Here is a 13,444-nt window from a genome sequence, read left to right on the forward strand (position 1 = left end):
GGAGCCCTCGTCACGGCATGACACCGCGTCATGCGGAGCGCCGGAGGCCGTTCGCGCCGAGGGGCGCGAGATCACAGGGACCGTGCGGGCGCGAGGGTGTAGGTGCGGCTGGAGGTGTAGAAGTCCAGCGCGGCCCGGCCCTGTTCGCGCGGTCCGTGGCTGGACTCCTTGGTCCCGCCGAACGGCAGGTGGAAGTCCACGCCGGTGGAGGGCGCGTTGACGCGGATCATGCCGGTGTCCAGCCGGTCGCACCCGTGCAGGGCGGCGTCCAGGTCGGCGGTGTGCACCGAGGTGACCAGGCCGTACGGGACCGAGTTGGTGATACGTACCGCGTGGGCGAGGTCGTCGGCGGGCAGCAGGGCGGCGATGGGGCCGAAGACCTCTTCACGCAGCAGCGGATGCGCCGGGTCGGCCTTCTCCACCAGGGTGGGGGCCGTGTACCAGCCGGGGTGCCGGGGCGCCGTCCCGCCCGCGAGGACGCTCAGCCCGCGGGTGGCCTCGCCCACCCGGTCCCGGGCGCGCTCGCTGATGAGCGGGCCGCAGACGGTGCCGGGGGCGGCCGGGTCGCCGACCGGGAGCGCCCGCAGCGCCGCGACCAGGGCCTCACGCAGGGGGTCGAGCGCGGCGCCGACAGCGATGACACGGCTGGTGGCGGTGCACTTCTGGCCCGCGTACCCGGCGATCGCGGCGGCGATGTGGGCGGCGGCCTGACCGATGTCGGCGTCCGGCAGGACGATCGCGGCGTTCAGACCGCCCATCTCCGCCTGGACGGCGACACCCCGCTCGGTGGCGGTACGCGCCACCGACCGGCCGACGGCCGTCGAGCCGGTGAACGAGACGACGTCGGCACCGCGGACGAGCGCGTCCCCTTCGGCGGCGCCACCGGGCACCACCGTCAACACCCCTGCCGGAACGGCCTGTTGGATCACCTCTGCCAGTCGCAGAGCACACGCCGTCGCCTCCGGGGCGGGCTTGAGCACCACCGTGTTGCCCACGGCGAGCGCGGGGGCGGCCTTCCAGCTCGGGATGGCGAAGGGGAAGTTCCACGGGGTGACGAGCCCGGCGACACCGTGGGGCCGACGGCGGGTGAGCAGCAGCCCGGACCCGGCGGCGGGCTCGTGGACCGCGCCGACCGGCTCGTAGGGGGCCTGGGCGTAGTAGCGCCAGATGGCGACGGTACGGGCGACCTCGGCCCGGGCCTCGGCGAGCGGCTTGCCCACCTCGCGCACGGCGAGCGCGGCCAGTTCCTCGGCCGCGGCCTGGATCGCGTCGGCGGCGGCGCCGAGCGCGGCCGAACGCGCGGCCGCGCCGCCGTTCAGCCACCCCGGCTGAGCCGTACGGGCCCGCTCCACGGCGTCGGCGGCGGCACGGGCCCCGGGAGCCGGGATCCGGACGACGACGTCGGCGGGGTCGGCCGGGTTGCGGGAGATGAGGTCGGTGACGTCTGCGGTCACGGGAGGTTCCTCCAAGGATGGTGAAGTACGGGTCGGTTGGGGCCGGCGCGGGCAGGCGGCGGAGTTCGTCGCGCCGCCTGCCCGCGCGGTGGCGGCGTCCGGGACCGGCCGGGCCGCCGGAGGGATCAGCGGTGCCCCTCGGCCACCACCTTCTCGGTGGCCAGGCGCACCGCCGCCTCGATCTCCCCGACGAGGGAGGCGCGCGGTGGGCGGACGGGGCCGCCGGGCCGTCCGGCGATGTCCATCGACAACTTGATGGCCTGCACGAACTCGGTCTTGGAGTCCCAGCGCAGCAGCGGGTGCAGCGACTTGTACAGCGGCAGCGCGGTCTCCAGGTCACCGGCGACGGCCGCGTGGTAGAGGGTGGCGCAGGCGGTGGGCAGCGCGTTGGGGTATCCGGCGATCCAGCCCACGGCGCCGGCGAGGGCGAGTTCGAGCAGGACGTCGTCGGCGCCGATCAGCAGGTCGATTTCGGGGGCGAGTTCGGCGATCTCGTAGGCGCGCCGCACGTCGCCGCTGAACTCCTTGACGGCGACGATGCTGCCGTCGCGGTGAAGCTCGGCGAGGAGCCCAGGCGTCAGGTCCACCTTGGTGTCGATGGGGTTGTTGTAGGCGACGACCGGCACCCCGGCCCGTGCCACTTCGGCGTAGTGGGCGCGGACCGCGCGCTCGTCGGCGCGGTAGGCGTTCGGGGGCAGCAGCAGGACCGAGCCGCAGCCCGCCTCGGCGGCCTGTTCGGCCCAGCGGCGCGATTCGGCGCTGCCGTAGGCGGCGACGCCGGGCATCACCCGGGCTCCGTCGCCCGCCGCTTCCACGGCGACCCGCACCACTTGGGCGCGTTCCTCGTCGGTGAGGGTCTGGTACTCGCCCAGCGAGCCGTTGGGGACGACGCCGTCGCAGCCGTTGTCGATCAGCCAGCGCACATGCGCGGCATAGGCGTCGTAGTCGACGGACAGATCGTCACGCAGGGGCAGAGCGGTGGCGACCATGATGCCGCGCCAGGGGTGGGTGGGGTTCCAGGTGGTGGCCATGGTGGCGACCCTTCTATGCGATGTGACATTTCACTGATGGTTAAAGGTCTGTCCGGGCAACCCCGAGGGCTGGCCCGTGGGTCAATCTCCGGCTGCCGGGGGCGGGTCGGGTACGAGGTCGTCGAGCGAGGCGAGCGCGCGGAGCGGTACCGGCACGGCGAGCGGCCGCCGCTCGGCGGGGGGATCCGCCAGCGGGTCCGCGTCACCGTGCCGCGCGGCCAGGCAGGCCACGGCCGCACCGCACATACGGCCCTGGCACCAGCCCATCCCGGCCCGGGTGAACAGTTTGACCGTGCGGGCGTCGCGCGCCCCGAGGTCGTCGACCGCCTCCCGGATGCTGCCCGCGCTCACCTCCTCGCACCGGCACACGTCGGTGTCGTCGGTGAGCCACTGCGGCCAGCGGGTACCGGGCGCGTGCTCGACGGCCATGGCGTCGGCGAAGGCCCGCATCCGACCCCGGGCGCGCTCCAGTTCGCGGACCCGGCCGGGGAGGGCGGGGCCACCGCGCAGCCGGTCGGCGATCGCGAGTCCCGCCAACTCGCCCTCGACATAGGCCAGTCGGGCACCTCCCACCCCGCCGGTCTCCCCGGCCGCCCACAGATTCCGTACCGAGGTCTCCTGACCGGCGTCCAGGAGCAGGGCGGTGGTCCGGTCGGGAGTGGTGCGGGTGGCGCAGCCCAGGGTGGTGGCCAGTTCGATCTGCGGCGCCAGACCGTGGCCCACGGCCAGTGCGTCGCACGCGATCCGGCGGCCGCTGCCCGGCACCGGCCGCCAGTCGTGGTCAAGCCGGGACACCGTGACCGCCTCCACGTGGTCGGTGCCGTGCACCTCGGTGACGGCGCTGCGGGTGCGCAGCCGTACCCGGTGGCGCACCAGCGCCGTGCCGTGCACGGCCGCCTCGGCCAGTTTGCGCGGGTTGACCGCGAGCGCGTACGGGTGGCGGGCGTAGCCCAGGTAGCCGGCCGCCTCGACGACGGCGGGCACCCGCGCCCCTGCCGCGGCGAGCGAGGAGGCAACGGCGAGCAGCAGCGGGCCGCTGCCCGCCACCACGACCCGCCTGCCCGGCAGCACCAGACCCGACTTCAGCATGGCCTGCGCCCCACCCGCACCCACGACGCCCGGCAGCGTCCAGCCCGGGAACGGGAGTTGACGCTCGTACGCACCCGTCGCCAGCAGCACCGCCCGTGCCCGCACCCGTACCGGCCGATCCTCGCCTCCGTCGGCCCCGGTGGTGGCGTGCACCGACCAAGGGCCTCCGTCGCCGTCGCGGGTCACGGTCCACACATGATGGCCGCCGAGGAGGTCCACCGCGGTGGCCTCCAGGCGGTGGCGGAGCCCGGTGAAGAGGGACCAGTCGTGGTGCAGGGCCTCGGGGCGCGCCGCCCCGGTGGCCGGTGCCGGATGCCGGAAGAACTGCCCGCCGATCTGGGGCGAGGCATCCAGCAGGGCGACGCTCAGGCCGAGTTCGGAGGCGGTGACGGCGCCGGAGAGCCCGGCGCAGCCCGCGCCGATCACCGCGAGGTCGTACGGCTCGGGCGGGGTGTCAGCCGAGGGACGCATGGCCGTGTCCTTCCTGGGGAGTGACCGTGTCGCCGGGGCGGGCGGGCACCAGGCAGGCTCTGCGGTTGGGCTCCCCGTTGATCGTGGCGAGGCAGTCGTAGCACTGCCCGATGCCGCAGAACGCGCCGCGCGGACGGCCGGTGGCGCGGGTGGTGCGCCACGCGAGGATGCCCGCGGCCCACAGCGCGGCGGCGACGGACTGCTCCGGGCGTGCGGGCACGCGGCGGGCCCCGAAGGTGATCTCGAACGACGAGCCGGTGCGTACACCGACCAGATCGGCGGGGGTTCGGGGCACGGAAGCCTCCTTGTGCGGCGGAGCGGGGCCGATCGCGGGCAGGTGCCGGGGAGCACAGCAGTAATATTTCACATTGCACTGCGTTGACCAAGAGCCCGGTCTAGTCGAAGTCGAGCGCGAGGGGGGTGCGGAACGGCGGGTCAAGCACCCATCCGAGGAAGCCCGTTGGACACGAGTGGATAAAGGAGGGGCCAGGGGGTTGTCAGTACAATTTCACATTACTATGTTACAGGTCACATTCCAGCCGCTCTGGCTGTCGGACTGCTCTCGCGCTCTCGGAGTGACCACTGATGAACAAGCGCACCCTCACCGCCCTCGCCACCGCTCTGGCGGCGTCCCTCGCCCTCGGGGCCACCGGCTGCTCGAAGACCGAGCACTCGGACGCGGGCCCGGACGCCAAGGGCAAGAACCCGGCGACCGCCAACGCCGGCACCGTGGTGGGCGGCACCCCCCAGAAGGGCGGCACCCTGACCGTCCTGTCCAACCAGGACTTCACCCACCTCGACCCCGCCCGCAACTGGGTCATGAACGACATGGACTTCGGGACCCGGATGCTCTACCGCACCCTGGTCACCTACAAGGCGGCCCCCGGCACCGGCGGCGGTGAGCTGGTGCCCGACCTGGCCACCGATCTGGGCACCTCCTCCAACGGCGCGAAGACCTGGACCTTCCACCTCAAGCCGGGCGTCACATACGAGGACGGCAGCCCGGTCACCGCCCAGGACGTCAAGTACAACGTCGAGCGGTCCTTCTCCCCTGACCTGCCCGGCGGCGCCGACTACGCAGCCCGCTACCTCGCCGGCGCCGAGGGCTACCAGGGCCCCGCCCAGGGCAAGCACCTGGACTCCGTGAAGACGCCGGACGACCACACCATCGTCTTCGAACTGCGCAAGCCCTTCGCGGAGTTCCCCAACGCCACCGTGATGCCGACCTTCGCGCCGGTCCCCAAGGCCCAGGACAAGGGGCCCCAGTACGACAACCGGCCGTTCTCCTCGGGCCCGTACAAGATCGAGTCGTACGCTCGGGGCAAGAAGCTGGTGCTGGTGCGCAACACTCACTGGGACGCCGCCACCGACCAGGTGCGCAAGGCCTACCCGGACAGACTCGTCATGGTCATGGGGCTCAAGGCCAACCAGATCGACGACCGCCTCATCGCCTCCCAGGGCTCCGACGCCTCCGCCGTCTCCTGGGGCGCCCTGCGCCCGGAGAGCGCGGCCAAGGTGCTGCCGAGCGCCGAGGTCCGCAAGCGGCTGATCGCCGAGTCCACCAACTGCACGGACATGGTCCAGATGAACACGGGACATGCCCCGTTCGACGACGTGAAGGTCCGTCAGGCCGTGCAGTACGCCCTCGACAAGGACGCCGTCCTCACCGCGTCCGGCGGCCCCGCCTTCAACGACCCCTCCACCGCGTACATGCCCGCCTCCCTCTTCGGCGGCAAGCAGCCGGACACCGTGAAGGTGCCCGTGGCCGGTGATGTGGCCAAGGCCAAGCAGCTCCTCAAGGACGCCGGGAAGGCGGACGGGTTCACCACCAAGATGACCGTCTCCAGCGGCGACAAGGGGCGCGGCGAGGCAATCCAGCAGGCGCTCGCCAAGGCCGGGATCAAGGTCACCATCGAGACGGTCGACCCGTCCGCGTTCTACGCGACGATCGGCGACACCAAGAACCGCACCGACATCGTCTACACGGGCTGGTGCCCCGACTACCCCTCGGGCTCCACCTTCCTGCCGTTCGTCTTCGACGGCCGCTACATCAAGGAGAAGGGCAACTCCGGCAACCACTCGCTCTTCCGCGACGAGGCGACCATGAAGCGGATGGACGAGATCGCCGCCCTCACCGACGCCAAGCAGGCCAACACCGCCTGGCAGCAGCTGGACGGCGAGATCCTCGCCAAGGCCCCGGCCGTGCCGGTCCTGGTGCGCCGCTGGCCGCTGGTGCTTGGCACCAACATCGCGGGCGCCTATGGCCAGACGTCCTTCGGCGGTCAGCTCGACTACGCCACGGTCGGCCTCAAGGACCCCTCGAAGAGCCAGGGCTGAGGGCTTAGCCGACCATGACCACCACCCTCGCACCCGAGGCCGCCGCCAAGGGCCAGGGCCCCTGGCAGCTGGCCCGTACGGAGCTGCGCCGCCGCACCTCCGTCAAGATCTCCCTCGCGGTCGTCGCGCTCTTCGCCGTCATGGCGGCCGCCGCCCCGCTGCTGAGCAGGCTCGGCGGCTGGTCGCCCGAGGAGTTCGACAAGACCGCCGTCGACCCGTACCTGGGCGGCCAGCCGCTGGGCACCCTCGGCGGGATCTCCGCCGACCACTGGCTCGGCGTGGAGCCCGTCACCGGGCGCGACCTGTTCGCCCGGGTCGTGCACGGCGCCCAGGTCTCCCTGCTGATCGCCTTCACCGCGACCGCGATCGTCGTGGTCGCGGGCACGGCCGCCGGGATCGCGGCCGGCTACTTCGGCGGGCGCACCGACGCCGTCCTCAGCAGGCTCATGGACCTGACCATGTCCTTCCCCTCCCTCATCTTCATGATCGCGATGATGTCGGTCGCCAAGGACGTCAACCGCATCGCCCTGATGACCGCGGTGATCGGCCTGTTCGGCTGGCCCGGCATCGCCCGGGTGGTGCGCGGCCAGACCCTCTCGCTCAAGCACCGCGAGTACGTCGACGCGGCCCGGGTCAACGGCTCCGGCCCCTGGCGGATCCTCACCCGCGACATCCTGCCGGGCGTCGCGGGGCCCGTCATCGCGTACACCACCCTGATCATCCCCGGCATGATCGCCACCGAGGCGGCGCTGAGCTATCTCGGCGTCGGGGTGCGCCCGCCCACGCCCTCCTGGGGTCAGATGATCGCCGAGAGCGTCGCCTTCTACGACACGGACCCCATGTACTTCGTCATCCCGAGCAGCTGCCTCTTCCTCACGGTGCTCGCCTTCACCCTGCTCGGCGACGCGCTGCGGGACATCCTCGACCCGAGGGGAAGCCGCTCATGATCCTCTACCTCGGCCGCCGGCTGCTCGGCGTGGCCGGCGTCCTGGTCGCCATCGCCGCCGTCACGTTCACCATCTTCTACGTGCTGCCGTCCGACCCGGCCGCCGCCGCGTGCGGCAAGTCGTGCAGTGTCGAGCGGCTGGCGGCGATCCGCACCCACATGGGCCTGGACCAGCCGTTGTGGCGGCAGTTCTGGGACTTCGCCTCCGGCATCTTCACCGGCCGCACCATGGGCACCGGGCAGTACGCGCTGCACTGCGACTTCCCGTGCCTGGGCTACTCGTACGAGAACAGCGAGTCCGTGTGGGGCCTGCTGATGGACCGGCTGCCCGTGTCCGCCTCGCTGGCGCTCGGCGCGGCGGTCCTGTGGCTGGTGCTCGGGCTGTCCGCCGGGGTCACGGCGGCGCTGCGCAAGGACACGCTCACCGACAAGGTCCTGATGGTCGGCGCGGTCGCCGCCGCCTCGCTGCCCGTCTACTTCACCTCCATGATGCTGATCTACGGCCTGATCAGGACGGCCGGCCTGCTGCCCTATCCGCAGTACGTGCCCTTCGGCTCGGACCCGCTGCACTGGGCGTCCAACCTGCTGCTGCCCTGGCTGGCGCTGGCCGTGCTGTACGCGGCCATGTACGCGCGCCAGAGCCGCAGTTCGATGATCGAGACCATGGCGGAGCCGTATATCCGCACCGCCCGCGCCAAGGGCCTGCCCCGGCGCACGGTCGTCGTCAAGCACGGGCTGCGGGCGGGGATGACGCCGATCCTGACCATCTTCGGGATGGATCTGGGCGGGCTGCTCGCGGGCGCGGTGATCACCGAGTCGATCTTCGGGCTGCCGGGCATCGGACGGCTCTTCTACGGCGCCCTCTCCAGCGGGGACCAGCCCGTCATCCTCGGGGTGACGCTGCTCGCCGCCGCCTTCATCGTCGTCGCCAACCTGGTCGTCGACCTGCTCTACGCCGTCGTCGACCCGCGAGTGAGGTACTGATGGACGCGCCCCGCCCCACCGCGCCCGCACCCCAGCGGACCCGCGCTCCCCAGACGGGCGAACCCCTGCTGTCCGTACGGGATCTGAGTGTCACCTTCCCCACGCCACGCGGCCCCGTACGGGCCGTCGACTCGCTCGACTTCGACGTCCACCGGGGCCGCACCCTGGGCATCGTGGGCGAGTCCGGCTCCGGCAAGTCCGTCACCTCCATGGCCGTCCTGGGCCTGCACACCGGCGCCCGGGTCACCGGCTCCATCGCGCTGGAGGGCCGGGAGCTGGTCGGTCTGACGGAGCGTGAGCTGAACGGGCTGCGCGGCCGCCGGATGGCGATGATCTTCCAGGACCCGCTCTCCAGCCTGCACCCCTACTACACGGTCGGCGAGCAGATAGCCGAACACCACCGCGTCCACTTCCGTTCCGGCCGCGCGGTGGCCCGCCGCCGTGCGGTGGAGATGCTCGCCGAGGTCGGCATCCCGGAGCCGCGGCGCCGGGCGGGCGAGTACCCGCACCAGTTCTCCGGGGGTATGCGCCAGCGCGTGATGATCGCGATGGCGCTGGCCTGCGAGCCCGAGCTGCTGATCGCGGACGAGCCGACCACCGCGCTCGACGTCACCGTGCAGGCCCAGATCCTGGAGCTGATCGCCCGGCTCCAGCAGGAACACGGCCTCGCCGTCGTCATGATCACCCACGATCTGGGCGTGGTGGCCCGTGTCGCCCACGAGGTCCTGGTGATGTACGGGGGCCGGGCCGTCGAACAGGCCCCGGTGGACACCCTGTTCGCGGCCCCGGCCCACCCCTACACGCGTGGCCTGCTCGACTCGCTGCCCCGGCTCGACGACCCCGACGACGCACCGCTGCGGGCCATCCCCGGCAGCCCGCCGTCGCTGCTCGCCCCGGCTCCCGGCTGCGCCTTCGCACCCCGCTGCGCCCGGGCCGCGGCGGCGGGCGCGAGCGAGCGGCTGCGCTGCGAGACCGAGCCGCCGCTGCTGTCCGGGCCCGCCGGCCACGCGTCCGCCTGCCACCTCCCCACGTACGAAGGCGCTCCTTCATGACCACAGCGACCCAACCCCTGCTGTCCGTACGGGACATGACGAAGGTCTATCCGGCCCGGCGGCGCGGCGCGGCCCCCGTACGGGCGGTCGACGGCATCAGCTTCGACGTGGCACCCGGCGAGACGCTCGGCCTGGTCGGCGAGTCCGGCTGCGGCAAGTCCACCACCGGCCGCACCATCGTGCGCCTCCTGGAGCCGTCCGCCGGTTCGATCGCCTACGCCGGCCAGGACATCAGCCATCTCTCGCAGCGCGAGCTCAAGCCGCTGCGCCGGGAGATCCAGATGGTCTTCCAGGACCCGCACTCCTCGCTCAACCCGCGCCAGACGGTCGCCCGGATCATCTCCGACCCGCTGCTGGTGCAGGGGAGTTCGGCGGTGGACGCGCGTCGGCGGGCGGCCGAGCTGATGGAGCTGGTGGGGCTCATCCCCGAGCACATCGACCGCTTCCCGCACGAGTTCTCCGGCGGCCAGGCCCAGCGCATCGGCATCGCCCGCGCCCTCGCCACCGGGCCGCGGCTGGTCATCGCGGACGAGCCCGTCTCGGCGCTCGACGTCTCCGTGCAGGCCCAGATCGTCAACCTGATGGAGCGCCTCCAGCGCGAACTCGGTCTGGCCTACCTCTTCATCGCGCACGACCTGTCGGTGGTCAAGCGGGTCTGCGACCGGGTCGCCGTGATGTATCTGGGCCGGATCGTGGAGATCGGCGCGAAGGAGCGGGTGTACACGGCCCCGGCCCACCCCTACACCCGCGCCCTGCTCTCCGCCGTGCCCCTGCCGGACCCGGCCGCCGAGCGGGCCCGCGAGCGCATCACGCTCCTGGGCGACCCGCCGAGCCCGGCCGCGCCGCCGCCGGGCTGCACCTTCCACCCCCGCTGCCCCAAGGCCCAGGACCGGTGCCGCAGCGAGGCGCCGGTGCTGCGGATCGCGGCGCCCGGCGAGGCGCGCCAGGTCGCCTGCCACTTCCCCGAGGCGGCCTGACCAAGGGGTGTGCCCCGGGAGCCTCGAAGGCTTCCGGGGCACATCTTTTAGGGGCGCGGGGAACTGCGCGAGAAGCGGGCACGGTCCGCAGACGAAGACGGGTTTCAGGGCGCAGGGAACGGCACGGGCAACCCAGCGCGGTCCTCAGCTCACCGCGGCCCGCCCTTGCCTCCCTTCCCCTTCCCCTTGTCCGGTTCGCCGCGCTCGTTCGCCAGGCGGACCTCGACGCCCTGGTCGGCGTTGGCGGCCGTCACCGTGTACGGGCCGGTCACCGGCTGCGCGGGGAGGCGGTAGCCCTCGGGGACCGCCGTCTCACGCAGGTAGTAGGTGGCCGGTGCCAGGCCGGTGAAGGTGCAGTGGCCCTGGCCGTCGGTGGCGCAGGCCGCGCCGTGCTTGGTGTCGGGGGTGGCGCCGCCCGTCTGGAGTCCGGCCGTGCCGTTCGTCTCCTGCCACAGCTCGAACACCGCGCCCCGCAGCGGCTCCTGGGACGTGGCGTCCCGCTTGAGGATCCTGATCCTGCCCTGGACCGGCCGGTTGTCGACGGTGACCGAGACACCCTGCTCGGCGTTGCCCACCGTCAGGTGCAGCGGCCCGACGACGCCGGGCACGGGCAGGACGTGGCCGTCCGGAGCCTTGGTCTCCTGCCAGTAGTACGTCCCGAGCGGCAGGTCCGCGACCGTGCACGTGCCGTTCCCGCCCGTGGTGCACACGGCGCCCTGCCGGGTGTCGGGGGTGGCGCCGCCGGTCTGGAGTCCGCTCTGCCCGTTGGTCTCCCGCCACAGCTGGAAGACCGCACCCGGCAGCGGACGTCCCGTACCGGCCTCGTGCTTGACGACGCTCACCCGGCCCTTGGGCGGGATGTAGTACCCGGCGTCGTGGGTGTGGTCGTTGTCGCCCGCGGCCCCGGTGGTGAGCCGGTCGACCTGGGTGCGCGGGTCGGGGTCGGAGTCGATCGAGCGGTTGTGTCCCTGGTCCCGCTCGGTGGGTACGAGGTCGCCGGGCGCGGGCCGCTCGGGGATGCCGCCGGTGTTCGCGGTGGTCACATCGAACTTGATCCGGTACTCGGTGTGCGGCTTGACCTGGAAGTAGTACTCGCCGCGCCCATTGGTCCGGGTGCTGTCGACGACGTCGCCGTCCTTGTCGAGGAGCGTCACCGTCGCACCGGGGATGGGCTCCTCGGTGGGGCCCTGGATGCCGTCGCGGTCGCGGTCGAACCAGACCCGGTTGCCGATCTGCACCGGCGCCTCGTCGCACAGGAGCTCCAGGTCGCCCAGGCCGTTGGCCTTGCCGAACGAGCCGGTCCCGCCGTCCACCTGGTAGTCATCGGAGGGCGCGCCGGTGGCGTTGTCGAGCTTGCGCACCCCGCCGGAGAAGATCGTCAGCGGGTCGACGATGGTCGACACGGTCTTGGTGAAGCGGGGAGCGAACGCGAGGCCGCCCTGGAGCGACTCCGCGAGCTGGCCGAGGGTGGAGTCGCCGTAGTAGTACTCCCTGACCCCGTCCTGCTGCGGCGGCGCGCTGCCGTTGACGAAGTGGTTGGGGCAGTCCGGCGACTCGCTGTCCCACACCCACCCGGTGCCCTTCCTGCACACCCGGGTGAGGTCGCCCATCGCCGGGAACAGCGAGCGCTGCGCGGTGTCGTTGGTGGCTCCCTCGGGCGGCAGGGCCTGGTAGCCCGCCTGGTCGCCGAGCCGGTCCCGGAAGCCCAGCATCATCGAGCCGTCGCGGTCGAAGACGATGTCGGACAGCAGCGGCTGGGGGAAGTTGGCCTGCTGGAACCAGGCGTACGGGTCCCAGGTCCTGAGCCAGTGCCGCCAGTGGGTGTCGCCCTTGACCGACGAGTACCCCATGCCCCGCTCGAAGGCGAGGTCGTGCGAGACGACGGTGGAGAACGAGCCGCCGCTCAGCTTGAGCACATACGCCCGCAGGTCCGCGTCCTTCTGCGACGACTCGGCGCTGCACGTGCCGCCCACGTACAGGGCGCCGTCGTGGAAGCCCAGACCGTACGGACGCCAGTCCTCCGGGCCGCTCGGACAGCCGGGGTCGGGGATCGGGACGGTCCGCTGGGGCCGGGCCGCGGGCCTGCCGGGTCCGGCGCCGGTGGTGTCGTACACATACAGGCTCTTGGCCTTGAGCCCCACCGCGTACAGGGTGTGGCCGTCGTCGGAGAGGTCGAGGTCGCCCAGCCCCTCCTTGCCGACCGCGTCGTTGATCTCCATGGTGTCGCGGGTCAGGTCGGCGGAGTGCTTGGCGTCCCCGGCGTCCGGGACGGTCGCGAACAGCGAGGTCTGCTTCGTCCCGCGGTCCACGACGTAGATGCCGCCCGGCCCGGCCGGCCCGTACGGCATCAGCCGCTTGGTGAGCGCGCCGACGAAGAGCTGGTCGGTGTCGCGCTTGTGGGCGAGGCCGTAGGTGGCGCCGATCTGCTCGAACGTCGCCTCGTCGGCCGGTGGCGGGCTGTCGCCGGTGCGGTCGTAGGGCCAGGACACCAGCGCCTTGGTGCCCACCGCGCCGGGCGCGCTCTGGTGTGAACACGGCGTGGCCAGGGTCGGGTTGGCCTGGCAGTAGTCGGCCGGCACATGGACGCCGGTCACCACCGAGGCGTGCTTGCCGTCGGTCACGTCGACGAACTCGACCAGCGACGACAGCGCCGGGGCGGGCCCGCCCGCCTGCGCCGGGCGCAGGAACCGCTTGTCGGGCGGGATGACCGCCTCCACCCGGTAGCGTCCGCCGGTCAGCCCGAGGGCCGAGGGCGCGAAGTGCACCTTGCCGTCGTCCGCGGTGACCGCGGTACGGGTGGTGCCCGCCGCATCGGTGACCGTGACGGGGATGCCCCTCTCCCCAACCTCCAGGGCCGGGGTCCAGCTGCCGTCCGAGTCCACGTCCCGTACCACCGTGACGTCGACCGTCCCGTCGACGCGGCCCGAGGAGCCGTGCGCCGACGTGGTGGCGGCGAGGAGGGGGGCGGCCAGCATGAGGGCGGCGCCGCCTGCCGCCCAGTACCGGATCCGGCCCGAGGCGGACCGTGCGGGATGGTGCATGGTGATGTCTCATTTCGCCGTCACCTGATACGACGAATCGAATGAACATCACACCGCCGCTC

At 72.6% G+C, this 13,444-nt stretch carries 10 protein-coding genes; 5 read left to right on the top strand and 5 right to left on the bottom strand.

Annotated features, from left to right (window positions below):
- Nucleotides 1-71 precede the first annotated feature (71 nt).
- From ABD236_RS12615 to ABD236_RS12630, 4 genes are all read right to left on the bottom strand, one after another.
- The gene (locus tag ABD236_RS12615) at nucleotides 72-1,454 is read right to left on the bottom strand and encodes an aldehyde dehydrogenase family protein (RefSeq protein ID WP_344073626.1); all 1,383 of its coding nucleotides are present in this window, start codon (nucleotides 1,452-1,454) and stop codon (nucleotides 72-74) included.
- A 125-nt stretch (nucleotides 1,455-1,579) separates the two neighbouring features.
- Nucleotides 1,580-2,485, bottom strand: coding sequence for a dihydrodipicolinate synthase family protein (locus tag ABD236_RS12620; RefSeq protein WP_344073627.1), 906 nt, complete (start codon nucleotides 2,483-2,485; stop codon nucleotides 1,580-1,582).
- Nucleotides 2,486-2,566: 81 nt separating this feature from the next.
- Nucleotides 2,567-4,045 (bottom strand): FAD-dependent oxidoreductase, encoded by a 1,479-nt coding sequence (locus ABD236_RS12625; RefSeq protein WP_344073628.1) that lies wholly within the window; start codon nucleotides 4,043-4,045, stop codon nucleotides 2,567-2,569.
- Nucleotides 4,029-4,340: a (2Fe-2S)-binding protein gene (locus ABD236_RS12630; RefSeq protein WP_344073629.1), complete on the bottom strand. Its 312-nt coding sequence runs from the start codon at nucleotides 4,338-4,340 to the stop codon at nucleotides 4,029-4,031. The genes ABD236_RS12625 and ABD236_RS12630 overlap by 17 nt, the downstream gene beginning before the upstream one ends.
- Before the next feature lie 290 nt (nucleotides 4,341-4,630).
- On the opposite strand from ABD236_RS12630, the gene ABD236_RS12635 reads away from it, so the two are divergent.
- From ABD236_RS12635 to ABD236_RS12655, 5 genes are read left to right on the top strand one after another with little or no spacing between them, the layout of a single operon-like run.
- Nucleotides 4,631-6,382 carry an ABC transporter substrate-binding protein gene (locus ABD236_RS12635; protein WP_344073631.1) on the top strand — a complete coding sequence of 584 codons (1,752 nt, stop codon included), beginning with the start codon at nucleotides 4,631-4,633 and terminating at the stop codon, nucleotides 6,380-6,382.
- Nucleotides 6,383-6,396: 14 nt separating this feature from the next.
- Nucleotides 6,397-7,329, top strand: a complete 933-nt coding sequence (locus ABD236_RS12640; RefSeq protein WP_344073632.1) for an ABC transporter permease — start codon at nucleotides 6,397-6,399, stop codon at nucleotides 7,327-7,329.
- Nucleotides 7,326-8,312, top strand: coding sequence for an ABC transporter permease (locus ABD236_RS12645; RefSeq protein ID WP_344073633.1), 987 nt, complete (start codon nucleotides 7,326-7,328; stop codon nucleotides 8,310-8,312). Before ABD236_RS12640 ends, ABD236_RS12645 begins: the two co-directional genes overlap by 4 nt.
- Complete coding sequence (locus ABD236_RS12650) at nucleotides 8,312-9,364, top strand: ABC transporter ATP-binding protein (protein ID WP_344073634.1); 1,053 nt, start codon at nucleotides 8,312-8,314, stop codon at nucleotides 9,362-9,364. The genes ABD236_RS12645 and ABD236_RS12650 overlap by 1 nt, the downstream gene beginning before the upstream one ends.
- Nucleotides 9,361-10,341, top strand: a complete 981-nt coding sequence (locus ABD236_RS12655; protein WP_344073635.1) for an ABC transporter ATP-binding protein — start codon at nucleotides 9,361-9,363, stop codon at nucleotides 10,339-10,341. The genes ABD236_RS12650 and ABD236_RS12655 overlap by 4 nt, the downstream gene beginning before the upstream one ends.
- A gap of 149 nt (nucleotides 10,342-10,490) precedes the next feature.
- Here ABD236_RS12655 and ABD236_RS12660 read toward each other — a convergent pair whose 3' ends face one another.
- Nucleotides 10,491-13,382, bottom strand: coding sequence for an MSCRAMM family protein (locus tag ABD236_RS12660; RefSeq protein WP_344073636.1), 2,892 nt, complete (start codon nucleotides 13,380-13,382; stop codon nucleotides 10,491-10,493).
- Nucleotides 13,383-13,444 lie beyond the last annotated feature (62 nt).

The sequence above is a fragment of the Streptomyces crystallinus genome (genome assembly GCF_039521265.1).
Lineage (GTDB): Bacteria > Actinomycetota > Actinomycetes > Streptomycetales > Streptomycetaceae > Streptomyces > Streptomyces crystallinus.

Excerpts from the sequence above, each read along its gene's own strand:
- ABD236_RS12620 (WP_344073627.1), bottom strand. The coding sequence starts at position 2,485 with ATGGCCACCACCTGGAACCCCACCCACCCCTGGCGCGGCATCATGGTC.
- ABD236_RS12625 (WP_344073628.1), bottom strand. The coding sequence starts at position 4,045 with ATGCGTCCCTCGGCTGACACCCCGCCCGAGCCGTACGACCTCGCGGTG.
- ABD236_RS12635 (WP_344073631.1), top strand. The coding sequence starts at position 4,631 with ATGAACAAGCGCACCCTCACCGCCCTCGCCACCGCTCTGGCGGCGTCC.
- ABD236_RS12640 (WP_344073632.1), top strand. The coding sequence starts at position 6,397 with ATGACCACCACCCTCGCACCCGAGGCCGCCGCCAAGGGCCAGGGCCCC.
- ABD236_RS12645 (WP_344073633.1), top strand. The coding sequence starts at position 7,326 with ATGATCCTCTACCTCGGCCGCCGGCTGCTCGGCGTGGCCGGCGTCCTG.
- ABD236_RS12650 (WP_344073634.1), top strand. The coding sequence starts at position 8,312 with ATGGACGCGCCCCGCCCCACCGCGCCCGCACCCCAGCGGACCCGCGCT.
- ABD236_RS12655 (WP_344073635.1), top strand. The coding sequence starts at position 9,361 with ATGACCACAGCGACCCAACCCCTGCTGTCCGTACGGGACATGACGAAG.
- ABD236_RS12660 (WP_344073636.1), bottom strand. The coding sequence starts at position 13,382 with ATGCACCATCCCGCACGGTCCGCCTCGGGCCGGATCCGGTACTGGGCG.